Below are 19,114 nucleotides of genomic sequence, written 5' to 3'. Positions count from 1 at the left end.
TGCATAATATAAGGTGACAAACTGTCCAATCTTTCCTCGATTTTGACTGACATCATGAACATGGAGGCATATGACACATGCTCACAATTGAAGAAATTTTACAACGACCAACGTTTGAAAATGCTCAAGTGGTCAATGAACACGCCAACCTCCAGCAAACGGTTCGCTGGGTCCATGTGCTAGAGATCCTCAATTTCGACACATTGCTTCATGGCAATGAAATGATTTTAAGTACGGCTGTCGCCTTAAAAAAACAAGGATTGGAGTATGTTAACAAGCTCATCGAACACGGTGCCGCTTGTCTTTGTATTGAATTGAGTGCCCACTATCCTTCGGTCCCCGAAGAGATTATTGAAGCAGCGAATGTCCACCACTTTCCGATTATCGTTTTTACACAAGTTGTTCGATTTGTCGACATTACCGAAGATTTGCATGGGGAAATTTTAAATGAACAGCATCGTCAGCTCGCAGAATTGGACCAGCTTTCTAATGAATTTCACCAATTTACGCTACACGTTCACGGCAACGTAAAGATTCTAAAAAAACTTCAAGAGGTTACGGGAAAAGATTTGATTTTCCTGCCAAAAGATACACAAGCTTACTTTTTACCTTCTCTCCTTAAAGACGAACAAAACCGAATTCAAAAAACAGTCGAAGAGATGCCTGAAGCTCCAGGCACATGGTACGACGAAGAAAGGAACGCATCGTACTTAATTAAGCCGATTGAAACGATGGAACAAACGTGGGGTCTGCTTCTCATAAAGAATTGTACACCTCTTCGTTCGTTTGACTTGCTCGCACTTGAACGGGCAACCAATGTTCTTGCACAAAATCTGCTCCGTTTTTTTCATTCCGAGGAAAACCGGCTTCTGAATGAACAATCTTGGGTTCATGAACTGCTTAACCAAAAGCTCACGAGTGAACGAGAAGCAAGAACAAACTTGCATAAAGTGTGTCGGGACCAAGAAGAACTGCAATTCCGGTTATGCATCGTTAAAATGATCGATGATAATACGTCTCTAGAAAATCGGCAAACGAAGCAATTTCAGACCGTACGGTCTCTACGTTACTTGTTTCAAAAGCATCGATTTGAATCAGTCATTACGACGAGCAGCAGCCATTCATACATTGTTCTTGCTTTTAATCTCGAATCCAGCGACGCGGAAAAAGACCGCTTTCAAAAAATCATTCATACGAGCGAATCCCAACTGCCGATTCGAATCTTTGCCAGTCAAACGTATTCGAAACTTCAACACGCGGCATGCGCCTATCAAGAAGCCGATGACGTTGTCAACATCACCGCGACAGACGAGCATAGATCCATTCATTTTTATGAAGATACCGGCATTTATCAGCTGCTCATTAAATTGGATGACGATACGTTAGAAAAATTTGTGCGTACGTATTTGGCCCCAGTATTGAAATATGATGAAGACAAAAATAGTGAACTGCTCCATACGCTAAACATCTACTTAGAGCAAAATTGCTCCAAGCAACAAACCGCAACGAAATTGCATATTGCCCGGCAAACGTTATACCACCGGTTACACTCCATCGAGGAACTTCTCGGTCTGCCAATCACCGATACACCGCTACTGCGACTCGCCACCGAAGTGGCGATCAGTGCGTACAAGTTAAATGGCGTATCTCGTAATAAAGTGCAGTAACGGAAGGGGTGGTGATGGCCGCTCGGGTTTTGGGAGTTTCTAGGAGATCGGGGGTCTAGATCGCGGTCTTAATGATCCCATTGCTGCACATGCAGGCACGACGAACGGCCGTTCTGCGTGCAAGTTTCCCCCATCTGCGCGCAAGTTTGCGCTTTTCACCGATTTTAGCGCTCATTTCGCTAAACTTGCGCGCAGTTTGTTCCAACTTGCGCGCAGATTCCAGACTAAAGTGCCAACGACACGTCGGCCCCGCCGGGGCCGAAACGACACCGAACTCGGTTCGGCGCGGCTCGCGCCGACAGCTTGTGGGTACTCTGTGGCGAGGATGCATAGGTGATCCGATAATCTGTTCCCTAGTTTATGAGATTAGACCGCTTTTTCTGCGATTTCCCCAAACTTGAGAACTGTTCTGTCGCAACTCGAGCACAGTTTCCACTTTACCAAGCTTACCATTGATTCTTGAAGAAATTCTTTCGTTCAACTTATATAGATCGTTTTTCACTGTTTTCGGCACCGGAGGTGGCGATGCTCGCTCGGTTTTTGGGATTTCTTAGGAGATCAGCGATCTAGATCGCTCCCTTAACGATCTAGATTGCTATCCATCGAAAACCGAGCCTTTTCGCTTACGCTTGCTTCACTGGAATCCAAATTTCTGTATGCGTCTGCGTACTACGTACCATTTCTGGAGCTTTGGCGAGCTCAAACGTTGAGGTCGGAAACCAGTCTGTATACACTCGAGACCACGTGTCTAAGAGCGATTCGGGCATCGGTCCTTCCGCGTGAAACACCGCCCATGTGTTTGCAGGAATGTGAATTTCTGCTAAGTTGTCAGGTGTTTTGTGAGTGGTGGCACTGCCAATATAATAGTCTACATCCCCATCTTCTTTTGTGACTGACAGATGAATTGGTCCTTCGAACGGGGTATTATCGTACGAGCGGACACGCTCTTCCACTTCTTCTAATCGCCCCCAAAGCTGAGGGTCGAACGTTTCATCTTTCATTTCAACGGTTTCTTTCTCTCCGACAACACGAAATGCATCTTTCTCCACCAATCGGTAATTCATTTCTTCCACTCCCTTTATTTTAATGTCGAAACTTAATTTGGAGTACGCCTTGATCGGTTTCTCCGTCGTTTTCATTTCTCGAGGCGTGATGCCATGCATAGCGTGAAAAGCTCTTGTAAACGCATCTGGCGAATCGTACCCATACCTAATCGCTACATCTAACACCTTTACGTCATCCGCTCGTAATGCAAATGCTGCGAGTGTCAAACGTCTTCTGCGCACATACTCAGAGAACGTCACTCCAGTCACGAGCGAGAACATTCGTTTGAAATGATGCGGTGAGCTGTACGCTTTCTTTGCCGCTTCTTCAATATTAATTTGACCGTCCAAATTGTCTTCAATATAGTCAATTGCACGATTGAATTGGTTTAACACATCCACATTCGATCACCTCCTTAATATCTAGCTTAGCAAAACACCCCATTGCCCATCCGTCTTTCTGTGCGTTCGTGTGCATGATTCCTTTTTTACGCCTATCTATTTCAATTTATATCTAATTAGATTATAATCGAATTAGATTGGAGGTTAGTATGCAATTTGATCGAATTGTACATTTTCATAAAACGATGGGAGACAAAACGCGGGTACGAATTATTAGCTTGTTGAAACGCGGGCCGCTACACGGCGGGGCAATAGCTGGCAAGCTTGGCCTCAAACCCCCGACCATCTCCCATCACTTGGCAAAGCTGAAAGAAATCGATATCATCCATCAACAACGGCATAAAAATACGATCTATTTCTCGTTAAATGAGAAGAATTTAGACCGAATGGCACGGGCAATTACTGAGATTGGAGGAGACGGAATGTTTGATATTACAGAAGCTGAAAAGACACAAGTACTCAACAACTTCCTTGATTCAGCAGGGAAACTTAAATCTTTCCCCGCACAACGTAAAAAGAAATTAATTGTTCTTGAATATATGCTTCGTGGATTAGAGCACGGAAAGGTTTACCCTGAAAAAGTCATCAATGAACACATCCTGCACTTTTACGATGATTTTGCTACCGTCAGAAGAGAATGGATTATGACACACTTTATGTACCGTAAAGACAATCTATATGAACTGAATCCACCGGAAATGTGGCCGGTATAATCACTGGAGGTAATGATGAAAATCGAATTAACACGATACCCGGTAAAACCCGGGAAATCACAGACGGTTCGAGAATGGATGGACTTTCTCAACCAGAACATGGAAGCTGTGACCGAAACACTCGTTGGTGAAAAGATGTATGTGGAGACGATTTTTAGCGAAACTGTCGGGGAAACGGAATACTTGTATTGGTATTCCGTGCAAGGGGAAGGTGGGACAGCTGTTGAAGAATCCAACCATTGGGTTGACCATGCTCACCTTCGGTTTTGGGAGGAATGCATCGATGAATCCAAACCTCCTGTTGACCTCATTCAAGAAGTCGTCATGATTCCTGAACCGGTTCGTGCTAGTATGAAAGAATAAACGACTTGGAGGGGTGCACGTGAAACTTCCACTATCTGAAGAAGAAAAACGCCAGCTTAGAAAAGCGAAACGACGCATCGCTGACGTGAGCTCGATCCCAACAGCCGAACTTGCAGACATGTTACACATTTCCAAAGAACGGGCGAAAGAGCTAAAAGCGCTCTCGCAATTTCAACAAATTCCATCCATTGGTTATCAGCTCGCAGAAAAACTCGTATACCAATTACGCATCTATTCGCTACAAGAGATGCAAACCGCTGACCCCGCAATTTTACTGAATGAACTAGAACTTCGCTTAGGGGTATGGACAGACCCGTGTGTGGAAGACCAGATTCGCTGTGTTGTTCATCACGCCAACAATTCAAATAGCGAGAAACAGTGGCACGATTTTACGAGTATAAGAAAACAGTATCGAACCGAACATGGCTATCCTGCGAATCGGCCACAAACTGCCTGGTATGATTCGGTCGGCAGAAAGGATGAAAGATGACCGTCACGATTACACGCATTACAAAAGAAGAAGTACTCCCATTGCAAACGATGAGCATCGAAACATTCACCGACACATTTGCTGAGCAAAATTCTGAAGAAAACTTACATGCTTATCTTGAAACTGCGTATCAACTCGAAAAGCTGCAAGCAGAACTTGATCATCCAGCGTCAGAATTTTATTTTTTGTTTGTCGGTGATGAGCGCGCAGGCTATTTGAAAATTAACCAAAACGATGCACAAACCGAAGACATGGGCGGTGATGCGTTAGAAATCGAACGCATCTATATCCACCAAGCATTCCAAAACCAAGGGTTAGGCAACTCACTGTTCAAAAAGGCGATCGAACGTGCTTCAGATTTGGACAAACAATTCATCTGGCTCGGTGTTTGGGAAGAAAACCACAACGCCATTCAGTTTTATGAAAAGAAAGGCTTCACCCACGTCTCAGCGCACCCGTTCTACATGGGTGACGAAGAACAAATCGATTTGATCATGAAAAAGGCGATCTCCTCGTAGGCCTCAATTCCAACGAAAACCATCCTAGAGTAGATCTACTCTAGGATGGTTTTCGTGCTCCGTTCTTTTTGTTCACGATGCTCTTGATGTTTCGTGCCCCACTCATGCATCGCATGGAGGATCGGTTCCAACGTTCTTCCGTACTCCGTGATCGAATATTCCACTTTCGGCGGTACTTGTGCATACACTTTCCTCACGACAATATCTTCTTCTTCCAGCTCCCGAAGTTGCTTCGTTAGCATTTTCTGGGTAATGCCTGGCATATGGCTTTTTAGCTCACTAAAACGCTGCGTGCCCGCTTGCAATAGATGAAGAAGAATGATTGGCTTCCATTTGCCTACAATAATATTAAGCGCGTCTTCGACACGGCATAAGTCGGGTTCAAATTTCATCGTAGTCCTCCAATGGTATCTTTTTAGATACTATAGAACATTAAAGTGCGTACTTCCAAAAGCTGCTTCTTTCACACATACTAACATTAGAACGCACAGGAAGAAAGGTGATTCGTCATGATGAATGAATATCGTCTCAATCCAAACGGATTGGAATTTGGATTATATACACTCGGCGACCATTTGCCACATCCCGAAAGTGGAGAACGCATCTCAACAAAACAACGCATTCAAGAAATCATTGAAGTCGCTCAGCTCGCTGAAGAGGCGGGCATTGATTTTGTTTCTGTTGGTGAAAGTCACCAAGAATATTTCGCAACACAAGCCCATAGCGTCGTGCTTTCAGCAATCGCACAGGCGACGGAAAAAATAAAGATTGCGAGCAGTTCAACGATTATTAGTACGCTCGATCCCGTGCGTGTATATGAAGATTTCGCGACCATTGATTTGATTTCGGGAGGAAGGACCGAACTGATTGCCGGCAGAGCTTCACGAATCGGGCTCTACGAATTGCTCGGGTATGACCTGAATGATTATGAAGAGTTATACGAAGAGAAGCTCGCGTTACTTCGCCAAATTAATGAGCAAGAAACGGTGAATTGGAGCGGGAAATTCCGACCCGCGTTGGAAAACGTACAAGTTATTCCTCGCGCCTACCAGGACCGGCTGCCGATTTGGCGTGCTGTAGGTGGTTCGCCTGCGAGCGCCATTAAAGCCGGTTATGCTGGCGTGCCAATTTTCCTTGCTCATTTAGGCGGTGCCGCTTCCCAATTCAAGCAAACGATCGATGCTTATCGCGAGGCTGCCAGTGAGAATGGCCATGATCCGAGCACGCTTCCAGTGTCTACTGCGGGCTTCTTCTATACCGCTGAGACGACGAGTGAAGCCCAGCGAGAATACTACCCTCACATTAATGAAGGGATGAAAAGAACAAACGGACGTGGCTTCCCAAAACAAGCCTTCGCGCAAAGTGGCGACCTTCGAAGTGTTATCAATGTCGGCAGCCCCCAACAAGTGATTGAAAAGATTCTCTACCAGCACGAGATGTTTGGAAACCAGCGGTTTATTGGACAGATGGATTTCGGCGGTGTTCCTCTCGATAAGCTCAAGAAAAATATCGAATTAATCGGCACTGAGATCTTGCCAGCGATTCGCAAGTATACAAAACAACAACCGGGAGGCACATCATGAAAGTCGTAGGTATATCTGGCTCAAGAATCGGTTCCAAAACACGAACAGCTATGGCGGAGACGATGCGCGTACTCGAAGAAAGCTACCCTAATGCAGAGGCGACAACAATTGACCTCGCCAGCGTAGATCTCGCCTGGAGTGATGGACGTCATTTCCTCGATTACGAAGGCGATACACAGCACGTCACTCGGGCGATCATGGATGCCGATGTCTTGATTATTGGAACGCCGATCTTTCAAGCATCCATACCTGGTTCATTGAAAAATGTCTTTGACCTTCTACCCGAACGGGCATTAGAAAACAAAACCGTCAGCATCGTCGTCACCGCCGGTTCCCCAAAGCATTACCTAATCGCCGAACAACAACTCCGGCCCATTCTAACGTACATGAAAGCGAATGTGTCGCAGAACTTCGTTTTCATTGAAGAGAAAGATTTTCATCAAAAAGAAATCGTCAACGACGATGTTCATTTTCGCTTACAGAACCTCGTCGAAGATACGATGCTCCTCGCCGAAACGTATCAAGAAATGCTTCAGAAAAAAGACGATCAATACGATTTCTAGCGCCGCACGGCTCGGATTATACCGATTGGTGGTTAATTACCGTTTTTTGGTAGCCTAACGCCGATATGTGCGCGTTTTCGGTATTTTATTTCCAGTTAGTGGTAGATAACTGCCGATGAACTTATGATTTCGGTACTCCACACCCAGTTTCTGGTAGCCCACTACCGATAAACGCACATTTTCGGTACTCCACTCTCAGTTTCTGGTAGCCCACCGCCGATAAACTCAGCGGATCGATAGTATGAAACATGAAAAGAGGCCACCTTACAACCGAAGGTGACCTCTTTTCATTACACATTTAGCTTCCCACGAAAGCCGCGCGCCCCGTAGTATGACTCAGCACCGTTATGATAGATAAACACATGCCCGTACCGATAATCTGCGAAGAGTGCCCCGCCCCGTTCTCGAATATCTGCAGGGGTATGAATCCAGCTGGATGTTTTTGTGTCCACCACTTCAACTTGTTGCAACGCCCGGTATTCTTCCTCAGTAAGAATGGTAATCCCAATTTCAGCGGCGGCATCGATCGCATTGTGTTTCGGCGGAAACTTCTTTCGTGACTCGAGAGCCTGTTTGTCATAACAGGCGCTTCTTCTGCCTTTTGGACTTTCTTTAGAGCAATCGACGAACGTGTACGTGTCTGACGTTTCGTCGTAGCCGATCACATCAGGCTCACCTCCTGTATCTTCCATGGTCCGGAGCGCCAAAAGGTGCTTCGGGTCACGTGTGATTCTTTCTCGAACCACTTCCCATTCCATCCCTTCATGTCGGTGCATGTTTGCGTCGAACCGTTCAGCTAACAGGCTCACCATCTCTTCTTGATTGTTATCAGTCATCTGTTCTCTCCTTGTTAACCATTCGTTTTTTTACGTCATCTACGATCATTTCTTTGATTTGACTCTCTGTTCTTACTCCCGGCTCCAAATATAAATTAAGAGCTAGCCCGTTAATAAACGCGTACAATTTTTCTTGTTCGAATGCAACGTTCAAATCAGGATGTAGTATTCCTTGGTTGTCGAGAAATACAATCACGTCTTTTACTGCCGTTTGCAAATGACCGTACTGAACATCCAGCTCTGAACTTGAGCGAGCATGGGACACGAAGGCAAACCAAACTTCCATTTCTAACATCTTGGCATCATTCGTCGGGAGTAATTCTGTCAAATATTCAACCACTTTCTCAAGCGGCGCTAATCCTTTTTGATCCAACGATTGTAACCGCTCGGTCACACGTTCAATAACTAAGTCCATCGCAAACATCATTAAATCCGTATGCTTTGGGAAATAGTGTCTGAGTGCCCCTTGCGACAACCCTGCTCGAGATGCGATGTTTCTTGTCGTCGCCTGCGATATCCCACGTTCACGAATGACTTCCCACGTCGTTTCAGCAATTTGTTTTCTTCTTTGGTCATGATCAACTATTTTTGGCATACAGCAAGTATATCATTTTCATTCAGTTGAGTTAAATCATTGCACACTAATTCATTTCATGGTATTTTTATTTTAACTCAATTGAATTATAAAAAGAGGTGATCCTCATTTCTGATTTACTCATTACTTTTCAATGGGTAATCTTCATCGCAATCGAAATATTCGGATTGCTCTCATTGATTGCATTTGCTGTTGTCCGCTATATCATAAGAAAACCTTCATTCAGCGTCTTCTTTCTTATCGGATTTATCTTGCTGACATTTCTTGAAGCATGGCTTGCTTGGTATGTATACAGCCAAACAGGTGAAATTTCCGCGTTTCAAATTATCGTGACGCTATTCGTTTTGTACGCCATCACATTTGGTTATCATGATTTCAAGCGTCTGGACCGGTGGATGCGAAAGCGAATTGACGCAGCCAACTTGCTAACAAAAAAAGACTACGAAGAGATGGAGAAGCATAAGGACCCTCGTTTTCAAGCGAAATATTACACATTCACTTGGCTCCTGCACCTCGCCGTATTCATTGTCGCTCAAGTGTCGTTTCTCGTTTTGAGTGGTGTTCAGGTGAACGAGTTGTTCACGCTGGACATAGACTGGTTCGGTAGCGAAAGTTACGAGCCTACCCCCTATGCGAACGAAACGTTCTACTCCGTCGCCATGATTTGGGTCATCTTTTTCATCGTTGATACGATCATTTCCGCAACGTATATTTTTCAGAAGAAAGGTTGATTTCCATGTATCGTGTATTCCAACTGATGCTTATAGTAGGGCTCATACTCACTGGCTTTAGACTCGTAGAACAAATTGACAGCTTGCCAGACATTCCCGGTGGTCACTCGTTTGACACGTTATCCGTACCATCCATCATCCTATTAATTATAGGAATTCTCGGTACGTCTATTGGTAAAAAGCCAGAAAACAACAACTAACTGAATGACTGGTTCAAAAACTGAATCGCACGATGTAGATCAACATCTGTATGGATATGGTCTGGTGTCCAAGGGATATGGATATCGGGCACAATCCCTACACCCGTCATCCCTTTTCCTTCATCAATCCGCTTCAACCTCGATGTCGCATACATGAGCTCAAATCCTTCGCCGACGTCTTCGGTCACAATGTTTGCGTAATCATTTAACCCGAGCGTCGCACGCCCCATCACCGTCACTTTGCTAGACTTTTTGCACGTTTCAACAAATGAATCGCCAGAACTCCCACACATGATGTCTGTTAAAAGAACGATGCACTCGGGCCCATCGCTACGTCCTCGTATAAATGTGTTTGGAATAACCTGTTGATGATCGAAATTAACAAAACCTGCTCCGCGGTGACGCTCCCATTCACGAATCACGAACGTCAATATGTCGACCGTTCCCGGATCTTTAACAGATTCCAATTGCTCGTGTAAAAAATGAACCATTCGATCGGTGTTGTTCTCTGTACAAAAGTACTCACTCATCTCCGATTCATCGTACAGCTCAACGCCTTCAATTGGCATTACATAATCCAATAATGGATGAAAACTAACATCTTATCCCCCGTGGTTCACACGTACATCAAAATCCATTTCTTCTTTTTAGAAAGCGACTCTCTTTCTCTCTTAAGTAAGTCATGAACATCATTAGGGTTTGCGAAGTCGGTTAAAGTGATTAACGCGATGTCTTGATCGAGTGACTGGACAGTGTGAACTGCGACAGGAGGCTCTGACGGATAATTCGTTAATTCAATCGTTCGCTCCGCTCCTTGTTGATCGATGAATGTTCCAGACTGTACATACGGGAGCACTTTTGACCAGTCTTCACGCTCTGCCTTTTCATTGCGAAGCAGGCGACTGTACGTCTGTTTTACTATGTGAATCGGCGTATCGTCTAACCGAATGAACCGATCCCCTTTGACGACCCTTTGTTCTCGACCCACATGCGTAACGTATAGCTCATCGTTGAATCGCCGAAGTTGAAAACCTCGATTTTTTTGACCGACAGCCTTCTGTTTGCGATCGACGAAAAAAAGATGTGGATCTTTAAAATCAAGTAAATAATCTTTTATAACACTCGTGAACTGCTCTCTAGATAATGGTTGATCATTGAGTTTCTTCCTGTATCGCTCTGGATCATCCCAACCGCGCTTATCCGTACTACCTGCATAATCAAAACGCGTCGTTTCAACGACTTTAGAAAATACGTGTTTCATACGTAGGCCCCCTCTCACGACCTATTTCGACAACGTACTGCTCACATCCTTTTAACTGTAACCTTTTTCCATATGAAACGTCAGATTCATAAAGTCAGATTATTCATTAAAAAAAGGAGAGGTATCGATGTTTCGAAACGTTAGCCTGACCCTAGGTGTTGTGCTCTTTATGAGTACATCCGTTGCTAACGCGTCTGATGATCTAGGACACGAACCTGAACCGAACGTTATTGAAGCCATTGAAGGTTACATCCATGACAATGTGGAGAGCGACCGATTTGCAAGCCTTCACTTAGATCGAGAAGACGAATTTGCAGATGCTGCTATTATGCTTTCTTTTACAGAAATGATTTCTACCGAACAACAAGAAGATATCCAAGCGCTAACGAGTGAAGAAGACGAAGTCAAATTCCGCGAAGTCGCCTTTACCGAAGAGGAGTTGCTCACAAAGCAAGAGAATATTACCATGGGTCCCCCTGACGAGACGGGTTTTGACTTTCAGATTGTCGGAACGAGTGTAAACATATTCGAAAACCAGATCGATGTCGGAATCGATCCGTATACCGAGAGCAATCGCGACGCGTTGTATGAAGAATACGGATCTGAAATGATTTACGTTGAACCGATGGACACGCCTGAGCTAGATGTAGAGGAAACTGAGGAACCTAGCGAAGAACCGAACTTTTTTCAACGCATCCTCCAATCGATTAGTGATTGGTGGGATGGTTTAGGAGGATAGCGAAAATATCGTCCGATGATTTGCTTTAAATACGTGGACAGATTATTAAAAAGAGCACCGAGCGCTAGCTGACACTTGTCGGTTGAATCTCGGTGCTCTACATTTTCATGTGCTCCGGTTTACAAACCATACTAAAAGGAATTGGCTGAAGGTAGTGCTTCATTGAAGAATGATTCGGTTTACCTTCGATGACGACTTATGTGATCAAACCTCCTAACTTCGTATCAGTGTTAGTCCCTATGTATATTCGATAACCCCATCCAAAAAAAACAATAGGAAATGTTCAGCGGTATTTGGTACGATCATTCTCCACCTACCAAAACTAGAGGAGTGGACGAGCATGAGTGAACAAAACGACGATGGTTTGAATCGCAACCAGACGATCCCTATTTTCGATTGTGATTACCATGAATTTGATCATCATTTAGCGTTTTATACAGCGATGGGGTTTCAGATTACGTATTATCAGAAGGCTCCTTATCGTTTTGCTGAAGTTTTTAAAAAAGGAATTGGCGAGTTTAGTTTCTTTGGCAACCGTAAACACGAAGAGGAAGGGACTGTTGGAGGGTGCTCGGTCATTGTCCCGAACCTAAAAGAGATCTATGATGAGCTTCGCGCTAATCTTAAAGCCTATTATGGCCGAATTCCTGTAAAAGGATTGCCGCGCATTTCGAGGATGAACCAAACAGCTGAAGACTGGCGGGTGAACATTACTGATCCTACGGACAATACGATCATTTTGTCTCAAAGCTTTGGTGATTCTAAGGAATTAATGAAAAATGAGGATGAAAGAGTGCGTGCACTCCAGTCGAAATTCGAAAGATCTTTCGCACAAGCGTATCGCTTTGCGAATTCTAAGGAAGACCCTCTTGCTGCACGCAATACGTTGGAAGTTGCGTTTCTTAAATTCGTTGACGATGCCACATTTCCCGTTTTTTTTCGGGCTTACGTGTTACAAGCTGAAGTATACTTGGCATTAGACCAACACGAACGGTCGAACGAGGCAATAAAATCCGCAGATGACATCCTACCTTCGATTGATTCAATCGACGACGAATCTCTTGAAGGTGCCAAACAACGTTTACAGGAACTAAAAGAGCAATCATAGAGCAAACCAAACCCTCGTTGGCGCACACCAACGAGGGTTTATTTTAACGCTTCTAACGCCGTCTTCACATCACGATACACTTCTAAGTCCGAAAGCTTCACACCGAGTTGAATTGTCGTTTGTGCCATCTCAGGACGTACACCCGTAATGACCGGACGAATGCCTAACAAAGCGAGCGTCTGCGTAATCGTGAAAAAACGGGAAGCCGCAAACGTATCAAACATATGAATGCCCGAGAAATCAACGATGAGAATTTGTACTTCTTTGCTCGCAACAGTCGGGATCACTTCATTTAGGATGTGCGTCGCTCGATCCTCACTCATCACACCGATAACTGGAAGAACAGAAATGTGTTCGCGAACCGGTACGATGGGTGCAGATACCTCTAACAATTCCTCTTCCAATTTTAATAAGCGTAACTTATGCTGACTATTATAATATTTAGTGGAATTAGCAATCACTTGGTCAAAAATTTCTGTCATTCGAAAAATAAACGGAAAAATGTGCTCCGTTTGGTTTTGGTCATCAATCTCTCCAAACGACTGCTTCAACTCTCGTTCGATTTCCTCAAGCGCGTGAACGCGAAAGCGGGATAGCAATTCAACGATATACTCAAGGTCATGACCTTGCTTAGCGAGAACGTCCGTTGGATCGTAATCCAAATTTACATCTTCCGTCGATTCTTGCACGACCAATTCTTTCTTCACCTTTTGGAGTAAACGATACAGAAGGTGACTGTGCAATTCTTGCTCATCTTTCGATAGTGCACTTGACGTTGACTGTGCCGTCTTCGCAACAATTCGTTCTACAACGGATTGCAATTGTTCGAAAAAACGTCCATATAATAGACTATTACGGTCCATCATCCCTATACCCTCTTTCTCTATCAATCCTTCACTACTATTATAAATAACTTTCGATTGGAATCAAAGGGCATCTGCATGAACCACTAAATTGTAGAAATAAGTGAAGTACAATGCCGCAACTACAATACGTTATCGCGATTTTTCATTGACACTCTTGTTTTAGGCAAACCCCCATCACATAAAAAGAACCCTTCATTAAGAAGAGCTCTCATCCATCCGCTTGTCATCGTATCGGCGCATGAACTGTTTTGCCGCATCATCTTGTTGCAACACACGAAAGTATTTATTCAGCAGATCATTACAAATTTCTTCATTAATCGTTTCAGAAATAAACCCGTCGGCATTAATTTCTGGATTGTAGATGAGTACGTCTTTAAAGATCGCTTTTCCGTCTTTGTTTACGACCACATCAATTTCCTCTGCGTTCAATGGCCCACCAACATCGTCAATTCTTAACGTAATCCGGATCTCCCGCTTTAACGGAAGTTCAACTTCCCAATGCCCGATGCCTTTATCTTGGTTGAAGTAAAGGTCGTCATCGGCAAATTCAAGGAAATAACTTAACTCTTCCTCAAGTTCATGGCAATATTGATCAATGATCTCTACAGCATGTGTGAGCGCAATTTTTCTTCGATAATGTCGGCTTAGTTCTCGTTTGATACTTTCTTTCGCATCCATTCTCTTCACACTCCACATCGTTCTTATATGTACCTTCTAATGACAATACCCTATTCCGACTATTTTCATGCATGTGCACCGTAAATGTTTTCGTTTCTCTATCGTATTGCTATACTGAAAGTAAGCGTTTACAAAAAAGGATGGTGTTGTCCATGGAAAATCGAATTGACCCTGAACTAAAAGAGGCTTTGCTCACGTTTCCAGCGATTGATTTAGATGAAGTGACGGCGACACGCGAACAAATGGTGATGGCGGCAGAAATGGTTCCCCTCCCAATCAATGAAGCTGTAATGATTACCGACCGCACCATCGAAGCAAGATCCGACCATCCACCTGTTCGGGTTCGTGTGTACGAACCAAAGGACAGCTCAGGGTCTTTACCTGGTTTGTTATGGATCCATGGCGGAGGATATGTACTTGGTTCTCCTGAAGGAGATGAACAATTGTGCCAGCGATTCGTTACAGAATCAGAGTGTGTCGTTGTTTCTGTCGATTATCGACTCGCCCCAGAACATCCGTATCCAGCGGGATTGGAGGATTGCTATACCGCTTTGGAGTGGTTTTCCAAACATGCAGCTAAACTAGGCGTTGACCGAACACGCATTGGTGTAGGTGGGCAAAGTGCTGGAGGAGGGCTAACCGCTGCCTTAGCCTTGCTCGCTCGAGATCGAAAAGGGCCTGAGCTTTGTTTTCAAATGCCGCTATATCCTATGATTGATGACTATAACAATACTCCGTCAAGCCTTGAAATTACCGGACATATGATTTGGAATCACGATTTAAATGAAAAAGCTTGGGCGATGTACTTGAACAATAAAAACGGGACCGATGACGTATCTCCATATGCCGCACCCGCTCGCGCCAATGATCTAGCCGGTCTACCGTATACGTATACGTGCGTTGGTCAGCTCGATCCTTTTCGTGACGAGACGCTCACATACGTACAAAAACTGTGCCAGGCTGGTGTTGATGTAGAATTCCACTTATATCCCGGCGCATTTCATGGCTTTGAAGGGATTGCGCCGGATGCACTAGTAAGTGAACGTACGATGGCTGAGTATATTCAAGCTGCTACCTATGTGTTGCATCGTCACGCTATAGCCGCAAAGTAATAGACACACATTCGTCATCCGCTTACCGCATTCAAATAGGTGCGGATGGCTTTTTTATTCGTTAATACAATCACTTGATTTAAAGAGCGCTGTTCCTCAAATGCTTGCAACCGTTTCTTCATCGTTTTTTTGCGTCGGTTATACGTTGTCACAATATAACGAATAAATTCAACATCTAGTTTCTCCTTACACCCTTCACCCATGTCAGAACGAGTTCGCCCGAAATTTTTGATCCATCGTTTAAAAACACGATAAAGACATACGTAGAGAGGAAGCTCTAAATAAATAATCGTGTCTGCACGGGCGACACGAACCTCGTACGTATTGTTGTAATTCCCTTCAATAATCCATTGTTCACGTTCTACAATCTCTTGTTGCTCAGCAGCAAATTCATCAACAGCTTTCATCACCCAGCCAGGCTTCCAAAAATAAGCATCCAGATGATACACATTCATGTGCAGCTCTTCGCCAAGTTCTCTAGCGAACGTTGACTTGCCAACTCCTGGGGAAACACCCATCACCATGATCCTATTCATCATACCCCTCCCGCTCTAGTGCAATACACAAGTATACTACAAAATGAGTTAAAAAAAGGAATTTTGCATTACATTATTCGGTGGTGATCTGCGTTCCTGTAAAAGCGATCTAGAAGTAACTGCCTGTTTCTTGGGGTTGTAACTGCATCAACCCTCCTCAGTGTAAGAAATTCCACCACTCTGTTCGGTCGCAAAGACCAACAAGACATTCCGAAGACCGTACGGTTTATCTTCGGCACCTCCGGTGCCGATCGTTGCTAGCTCTTGCGGTTTACATGAAAAGAGGATTGAAATTCGGCGTTGAAATGAGCGTTCGTAGATCGTCGTGGTGTTCCAAAGTGATCTAGATCGCCAATCCCCTAGAAATTCCCAAAAATAAGCCTCCGTCGCCCCCGCCAGTGCCAAAAAACAGTGAAAAGTGGTCTAGATCATCAAGAAAATGATCTAGATCACCGATTATGTGGTAAAAACCATCGTTTTAACGTGATCTAGACCGTTTTGAGTGCGATCTAGATCACCTAATTCCAGTATATCCCAATTATGTGCGTGTTCAGAAACCAAGAACGACCCGATCCAAGCCGAAACAATCGGTCTCATCACCTTAACTCCGCCAGCCTTGGCACACTTATACAAAAGGGACGACCTTCTCAGGTCGCCCTCTCATTCCTATTTATGAATCATGATTTGCTCATCTTCAATAGAAAGTTTGTATTCACGTAGCTTCTGCTTTCCATCTGCGGCAAGTGTGCGGCCTTCATTTTTAATATTAAATTCACGGCCATGCCAAGGGCAACGAAGAATGTCCCCTTCATGTTGAAAGTCATATTCCCCAATTTCTTCTGTTGCAACGGGTGCCCCGCACAATTTCCCTTTACTCAAAGGAGCTCCTTGATGAGGACATACATTAGTGAACGCATGAAATTCGCCGTCAGAAGCTCGGCAAACGACAATTGACCGGCCGTTAAACTCCGCTTCCATCATTTCTCCCGGGGACAAGTCCGCTGTCGTTCCTACCACTTTTTGCATTTGTGCTTCATCTCCTATGGAAGTTTTGGGTAAAAATTTCTTGCATTTTCGCTAAAGATTTTCCGTCTTAGTTCATCATCCAGTCCAGGCGGCAAGGCGCGTTCCGGAGAATCATAATCCCAATGTGGATAATCTGTGGAAAACGCAATATTGCGATCACTTCCCATCTGATCAATCATTTGCATCATTTCCCACTTTTTTAGCTCTTCTAGCGGCTGGGTCGTAAAGCACAGATGCTCACGTACGATGTCGCTCGGCATCCGCTTCACCCAAGGTACTTCATGGCGCAAGTCTTTGTATTGCTGATCCATTTTTCTCATTAAGAATGGAGCATACGTAAATCCGCCTTCAATCATCATGAGTTTTAAGCGCGGAAACTTCTCAAACACGCCTGAGAAGATCATGTTCGTCACTTGATTCATATGTGATGTTGGAATTAACGTGTGCCATTCGATAAAATACCGTGGCCATTTTCCAAAATAAACCGGTGGCTCATTATGGTGCATCGCAATCATCAAGTCATGTTTTTGCGCAGCTTCATAGATTGGATGATAATACGGATCGCCCCACAAAATATCATCAATCGGAAGCAAGATTTGAACCATTTTCGGATGGCTTCCTACACGCTCAATTTCGCGAACCGCCCCTGCAGGATCTTGTGCGGCGATATGCACCGAACCGTACAACCGTTCATCTCGCTCGAGCCAATGTTCGATTTGCCAATCGTTATATGCACTCGCCAGCGCTGTCGCCATTTCATACCACCCGTGCATCGACGACGGCGATGGATCCAGTGCACCTGTAAGTATGCCGTATTCATGATTATTCGCATCAAGCAATTGCTCTTGCATGAAACCGAGATCAGAACCAGCAGGTCTCCCATCAGGAACCCTCGCATCCGCACGATCCACACCCGCAACCGCCGGCTGTGTATACGGCATATGTTTCTCCTGAACCCAATTGCTATCAGTAATATACCGTTTCCACGGTTGTTCAAGGTACGGCAATAACTGTTCATAACTTACCCGTTCATGTATATCTGTATCGATTAACTTCATTCACTCATCCCCTTTACACTACAACTTTTTGAAAAATGTATCATAGGGGAACGCGTGCAGACAAACCGACTGAGCACCCGTATAAAGCGATGAGCTCGTTCAGTGAACACCAGTGATATTCAGTGAGCATCAGTGACACATTTTCAACTATGCCATTTTGTTATAGGCTATAACGCTTCACAAAACCAAGCCAAATCCACGAACAACTATGTAAAGATAGAAGGAACAACGTGAGAGAAGGTATGAACTTCATGAGTATTTTATTGTTTCTGCTCGGTTTTATCGCAAGTGTGTACGGCATCATTATTGGTGCAGGCGGAGGGTTTATTATCGTTCCGTTCCTCATTTTATTTTTTGATACACCGTCGCACATTGCCGCAGGAACCGGCTTAGCGATCGTTTTCCTGAATAGTATTAGTGGGATCTATGTATATTTGAAACAAGGAAGAGTGTTAATCCGACAAGGAGTTCTTTTTGGCGTCGCCGCCATTCCTGGAACGTTCGTCGGTCTCTTTTTCGTACAGCAAATTTCTGAGCACTGGTTTCAATATGGGTTAGCGGTCTTACTCGTAGGCCTAGGCATTTACATTACATGTAAGAAGCCGCCCGAGGTGGCTGAAGTTCACCACACCTCTGCCAATGAGCGACCACAGATATTTTTGTTACTCTTAATAGGGTTGATCATCGGAACGATCTCTTCCTTTTTTGGTATTGGAGGCGGCTGGTTACTCGTCCCGATTCTCATTTATCTATTTCGCATTGATGCCTACCGGGCAACCGCCACTTCTGTGTTAGCACTTGGCATCTATTCGTTTGTCGGCGCAGCTTCTGCTGTCGGCGCAGGTACGATTGATTGGCAACTGTTTCTCTGGTGCGGAACCGGCGCAGTTATCGGCGCATACGTTGGCGCCCGCATCTCCAAACGATTTAACGCTTCGTCCATCACGAAACTATTGGCAGTTCTCGTGTTCGTCATTGCGGTTCTACTCGTAATATGAGACGGTTAGATGAACAGGAGGACACCCG

General features: G+C 44.5%; 24 protein-coding genes. 13 read left to right on the top strand and 11 right to left on the bottom strand.

Going from position 1 to position 19,114, the window contains the following annotated elements:
* The first annotated feature begins 77 nt into the window (after positions 1-77).
* The gene (locus ACE1TF_RS04375; protein WP_375014585.1) at positions 78-1,667 is read left to right on the top strand and encodes a PucR family transcriptional regulator; all 1,590 of its coding nucleotides are present in this window, start codon (positions 78-80) and stop codon (positions 1,665-1,667) included.
* Between the two features lie 623 nt (positions 1,668-2,290).
* Here the strand turns inward: ACE1TF_RS04375 and ACE1TF_RS04370 are convergent.
* A complete protein-coding gene (locus tag ACE1TF_RS04370) occupies positions 2,291-3,112 on the bottom strand; it encodes an AraC family transcriptional regulator (protein WP_375014583.1) in 822 nt (273 codons plus the stop codon).
* A gap of 149 nt (positions 3,113-3,261) precedes the next feature.
* Between ACE1TF_RS04370 and ACE1TF_RS04365 the strand changes: the two genes are divergently transcribed.
* From ACE1TF_RS04365 to ACE1TF_RS04350, 4 genes are read left to right on the top strand one after another with little or no spacing between them, the layout of a single operon-like run.
* Positions 3,262-3,825 (top strand): DUF2087 domain-containing protein, encoded by a 564-nt coding sequence (locus ACE1TF_RS04365; protein ID WP_042400738.1) that lies wholly within the window; start codon positions 3,262-3,264, stop codon positions 3,823-3,825.
* A gap of 15 nt (positions 3,826-3,840) precedes the next feature.
* The gene (locus ACE1TF_RS04360) at positions 3,841-4,188 is read left to right on the top strand and encodes a DUF6176 family protein (protein ID WP_375014579.1); all 348 of its coding nucleotides are present in this window, start codon (positions 3,841-3,843) and stop codon (positions 4,186-4,188) included.
* A gap of 19 nt (positions 4,189-4,207) precedes the next feature.
* Positions 4,208-4,678, top strand: coding sequence for a helix-hairpin-helix domain-containing protein (locus ACE1TF_RS04355; protein WP_375014577.1), 471 nt, complete (start codon positions 4,208-4,210; stop codon positions 4,676-4,678).
* The gene (locus tag ACE1TF_RS04350; protein ID WP_375014575.1) at positions 4,675-5,196 is read left to right on the top strand and encodes a GNAT family N-acetyltransferase; all 522 of its coding nucleotides are present in this window, start codon (positions 4,675-4,677) and stop codon (positions 5,194-5,196) included. The genes ACE1TF_RS04355 and ACE1TF_RS04350 overlap by 4 nt, the downstream gene beginning before the upstream one ends.
* 35 nt (positions 5,197-5,231) lie before the next feature.
* Here ACE1TF_RS04350 and ACE1TF_RS04345 read toward each other — a convergent pair whose 3' ends face one another.
* Positions 5,232-5,588, bottom strand: a complete 357-nt coding sequence (locus tag ACE1TF_RS04345) for a winged helix-turn-helix transcriptional regulator (RefSeq protein WP_375014573.1) — start codon at positions 5,586-5,588, stop codon at positions 5,232-5,234.
* 120 nt (positions 5,589-5,708) lie between these two features.
* Here ACE1TF_RS04345 and ACE1TF_RS04340 point away from each other — a divergent pair, with 120 nt between their 5' ends.
* Both ACE1TF_RS04340 and ACE1TF_RS04335 read left to right on the top strand, forming a co-directional pair.
* On the top strand, positions 5,709-6,779 hold the full coding sequence (locus ACE1TF_RS04340) for an LLM class flavin-dependent oxidoreductase (RefSeq protein WP_375014920.1): 1,071 nt from the start codon (positions 5,709-5,711) through the stop codon (positions 6,777-6,779).
* A complete protein-coding gene (locus tag ACE1TF_RS04335; protein ID WP_375014571.1) occupies positions 6,776-7,342 on the top strand; it encodes an NADPH-dependent FMN reductase in 567 nt (188 codons plus the stop codon). The genes ACE1TF_RS04340 and ACE1TF_RS04335 overlap by 4 nt, the downstream gene beginning before the upstream one ends.
* Positions 7,343-7,632: 290 nt before the next feature.
* Here the strand turns inward: ACE1TF_RS04335 and ACE1TF_RS04330 are convergent, their stop codons facing one another.
* Both ACE1TF_RS04330 and ACE1TF_RS04325 read right to left on the bottom strand, forming a co-directional pair.
* Positions 7,633-8,178, bottom strand: a complete 546-nt coding sequence (locus ACE1TF_RS04330) for a DUF4256 domain-containing protein (RefSeq protein ID WP_042400754.1) — start codon at positions 8,176-8,178, stop codon at positions 7,633-7,635.
* Complete coding sequence (locus ACE1TF_RS04325; RefSeq protein ID WP_042400757.1) at positions 8,171-8,773, bottom strand: TetR/AcrR family transcriptional regulator; 603 nt, start codon at positions 8,771-8,773, stop codon at positions 8,171-8,173. Before ACE1TF_RS04325 ends, ACE1TF_RS04330 begins: the two co-directional genes overlap by 8 nt.
* Before the next feature lie 176 nt (positions 8,774-8,949).
* Here ACE1TF_RS04325 and ACE1TF_RS04320 point away from each other — a divergent pair, with 176 nt between their 5' ends.
* Together ACE1TF_RS04320 and ACE1TF_RS04315 are read left to right on the top strand one after the other, a co-directional pair.
* A complete protein-coding gene (locus tag ACE1TF_RS04320) occupies positions 8,950-9,504 on the top strand; it encodes a hypothetical protein (protein ID WP_375014568.1) in 555 nt (184 codons plus the stop codon).
* 5 nt (positions 9,505-9,509) lie between these two features.
* Positions 9,510-9,704, top strand: a complete 195-nt coding sequence (locus ACE1TF_RS04315; RefSeq protein ID WP_375014566.1) for a hypothetical protein — start codon at positions 9,510-9,512, stop codon at positions 9,702-9,704.
* Here ACE1TF_RS04315 and ACE1TF_RS04310 read toward each other — a convergent pair.
* On the bottom strand, positions 9,701-10,273 hold the full coding sequence (locus ACE1TF_RS04310) for a S41 family peptidase (protein WP_375014564.1): 573 nt from the start codon (positions 10,271-10,273) through the stop codon (positions 9,701-9,703). The genes ACE1TF_RS04315 and ACE1TF_RS04310 overlap by 4 nt on opposite strands.
* A gap of 47 nt (positions 10,274-10,320) precedes the next feature.
* Positions 10,321-10,965 carry a hypothetical protein gene (locus ACE1TF_RS04305; RefSeq protein ID WP_375014562.1) on the bottom strand — a complete coding sequence of 215 codons (645 nt, stop codon included), beginning with the start codon at positions 10,963-10,965 and terminating at the stop codon, positions 10,321-10,323.
* A gap of 127 nt (positions 10,966-11,092) precedes the next feature.
* Between ACE1TF_RS04305 and ACE1TF_RS04300 the strand changes: the two genes are divergently transcribed.
* Together ACE1TF_RS04300 and ACE1TF_RS04295 are read left to right on the top strand one after the other, a co-directional pair.
* Complete coding sequence (locus ACE1TF_RS04300; protein WP_375014560.1) at positions 11,093-11,704, top strand: hypothetical protein; 612 nt, start codon at positions 11,093-11,095, stop codon at positions 11,702-11,704.
* Between the two features lie 340 nt (positions 11,705-12,044).
* Positions 12,045-12,812, top strand: a complete 768-nt coding sequence (locus ACE1TF_RS04295; protein WP_042400766.1) for a hypothetical protein — start codon at positions 12,045-12,047, stop codon at positions 12,810-12,812.
* A 38-nt stretch (positions 12,813-12,850) separates the two neighbouring features.
* Here the strand turns inward: ACE1TF_RS04295 and ACE1TF_RS04290 are convergent, their stop codons facing one another.
* Positions 12,851-13,678 carry an STAS domain-containing protein gene (locus tag ACE1TF_RS04290; RefSeq protein WP_375014558.1) on the bottom strand — a complete coding sequence of 276 codons (828 nt, stop codon included), beginning with the start codon at positions 13,676-13,678 and terminating at the stop codon, positions 12,851-12,853.
* A 195-nt stretch (positions 13,679-13,873) separates the two neighbouring features.
* Positions 13,874-14,356: a hypothetical protein gene (locus tag ACE1TF_RS04285; RefSeq protein WP_375014556.1), complete on the bottom strand. Its 483-nt coding sequence runs from the start codon at positions 14,354-14,356 to the stop codon at positions 13,874-13,876.
* 152 nt (positions 14,357-14,508) lie between these two features.
* Here ACE1TF_RS04285 and ACE1TF_RS04280 point away from each other — a divergent pair, with 152 nt between their 5' ends.
* The gene (locus tag ACE1TF_RS04280) at positions 14,509-15,468 is read left to right on the top strand and encodes an alpha/beta hydrolase (RefSeq protein ID WP_375014554.1); all 960 of its coding nucleotides are present in this window, start codon (positions 14,509-14,511) and stop codon (positions 15,466-15,468) included.
* A 14-nt stretch (positions 15,469-15,482) separates the two neighbouring features.
* Here the strand turns inward: ACE1TF_RS04280 and ACE1TF_RS04275 are convergent, their stop codons facing one another.
* The 3 genes from ACE1TF_RS04275 to ACE1TF_RS04265 all read right to left on the bottom strand — a co-directional run bounded on the left by ACE1TF_RS04275 (position 15,483) and on the right by ACE1TF_RS04265 (position 18,088).
* On the bottom strand, positions 15,483-16,004 hold the full coding sequence (locus tag ACE1TF_RS04275; RefSeq protein ID WP_375014552.1) for a P-loop NTPase family protein: 522 nt from the start codon (positions 16,002-16,004) through the stop codon (positions 15,483-15,485).
* Between the two features lie 666 nt (positions 16,005-16,670).
* Positions 16,671-17,030: a Rieske (2Fe-2S) protein gene (locus ACE1TF_RS04270; RefSeq protein ID WP_375014550.1), complete on the bottom strand. Its 360-nt coding sequence runs from the start codon at positions 17,028-17,030 to the stop codon at positions 16,671-16,673.
* A gap of 14 nt (positions 17,031-17,044) precedes the next feature.
* Entirely contained in the window at positions 17,045-18,088 is a 1,044-nt protein-coding gene (locus ACE1TF_RS04265) for an amidohydrolase family protein (RefSeq protein WP_042400778.1), read from the bottom strand.
* A gap of 251 nt (positions 18,089-18,339) precedes the next feature.
* Here ACE1TF_RS04265 and ACE1TF_RS04260 point away from each other — a divergent pair, with 251 nt between their 5' ends.
* Positions 18,340-19,086 (top strand): sulfite exporter TauE/SafE family protein, encoded by a 747-nt coding sequence (locus tag ACE1TF_RS04260; protein ID WP_375014548.1) that lies wholly within the window; start codon positions 18,340-18,342, stop codon positions 19,084-19,086.
* Positions 19,087-19,114 lie beyond the last annotated feature (28 nt).

It is taken from the genome of Geomicrobium sp. JSM 1781026 (assembly GCF_041949955.1).
In the GTDB taxonomy this organism is placed as follows: Bacteria; Bacillota; Bacilli; order Bacillales; family Marinococcaceae; genus Geomicrobium_A.
The sequence above is the reverse complement of the archived record's forward strand: the minus strand, read 5'-3'. Positions and strand labels throughout refer to the sequence as shown.

Coding starts and splice junctions, on each gene's coding strand:
- ACE1TF_RS04375 (WP_375014585.1), top strand. CDS start 78: ATGCTCACAATTGAAGAAATTTTACAACGACCAACGTTTGAAAATGCT.
- ACE1TF_RS04365 (WP_042400738.1), top strand. CDS start 3,262: ATGCAATTTGATCGAATTGTACATTTTCATAAAACGATGGGAGACAAA.
- ACE1TF_RS04360 (WP_375014579.1), top strand. CDS start 3,841: ATGAAAATCGAATTAACACGATACCCGGTAAAACCCGGGAAATCACAG.
- ACE1TF_RS04350 (WP_375014575.1), top strand. CDS start 4,675: ATGACCGTCACGATTACACGCATTACAAAAGAAGAAGTACTCCCATTG.
- ACE1TF_RS04345 (WP_375014573.1), bottom strand. CDS start 5,588: ATGAAATTTGAACCCGACTTATGCCGTGTCGAAGACGCGCTTAATATT.
- ACE1TF_RS04340 (WP_375014920.1), top strand. CDS start 5,709: ATGAATGAATATCGTCTCAATCCAAACGGATTGGAATTTGGATTATAT.
- ACE1TF_RS04335 (WP_375014571.1), top strand. CDS start 6,776: ATGAAAGTCGTAGGTATATCTGGCTCAAGAATCGGTTCCAAAACACGA.
- ACE1TF_RS04330 (WP_042400754.1), bottom strand. CDS start 8,178: ATGACTGATAACAATCAAGAAGAGATGGTGAGCCTGTTAGCTGAACGG.
- ACE1TF_RS04325 (WP_042400757.1), bottom strand. CDS start 8,773: ATGCCAAAAATAGTTGATCATGACCAAAGAAGAAAACAAATTGCTGAA.
- ACE1TF_RS04315 (WP_375014566.1), top strand. CDS start 9,510: ATGTATCGTGTATTCCAACTGATGCTTATAGTAGGGCTCATACTCACT.
- ACE1TF_RS04310 (WP_375014564.1), bottom strand. CDS start 10,273: ATGCCAATTGAAGGCGTTGAGCTGTACGATGAATCGGAGATGAGTGAG.
- ACE1TF_RS04305 (WP_375014562.1), bottom strand. CDS start 10,965: ATGAAACACGTATTTTCTAAAGTCGTTGAAACGACGCGTTTTGATTAT.
- ACE1TF_RS04300 (WP_375014560.1), top strand. CDS start 11,093: ATGTTTCGAAACGTTAGCCTGACCCTAGGTGTTGTGCTCTTTATGAGT.
- ACE1TF_RS04295 (WP_042400766.1), top strand. CDS start 12,045: ATGAGTGAACAAAACGACGATGGTTTGAATCGCAACCAGACGATCCCT.
- ACE1TF_RS04290 (WP_375014558.1), bottom strand. CDS start 13,678: ATGATGGACCGTAATAGTCTATTATATGGACGTTTTTTCGAACAATTG.
- ACE1TF_RS04285 (WP_375014556.1), bottom strand. CDS start 14,356: ATGGATGCGAAAGAAAGTATCAAACGAGAACTAAGCCGACATTATCGA.
- ACE1TF_RS04280 (WP_375014554.1), top strand. CDS start 14,509: ATGGAAAATCGAATTGACCCTGAACTAAAAGAGGCTTTGCTCACGTTT.
- ACE1TF_RS04275 (WP_375014552.1), bottom strand. CDS start 16,004: ATGAATAGGATCATGGTGATGGGTGTTTCCCCAGGAGTTGGCAAGTCA.
- ACE1TF_RS04270 (WP_375014550.1), bottom strand. CDS start 17,030: ATGCAAAAAGTGGTAGGAACGACAGCGGACTTGTCCCCGGGAGAAATG.
- ACE1TF_RS04265 (WP_042400778.1), bottom strand. CDS start 18,088: ATGAAGTTAATCGATACAGATATACATGAACGGGTAAGTTATGAACAG.
- ACE1TF_RS04260 (WP_375014548.1), top strand. CDS start 18,340: ATGAGTATTTTATTGTTTCTGCTCGGTTTTATCGCAAGTGTGTACGGC.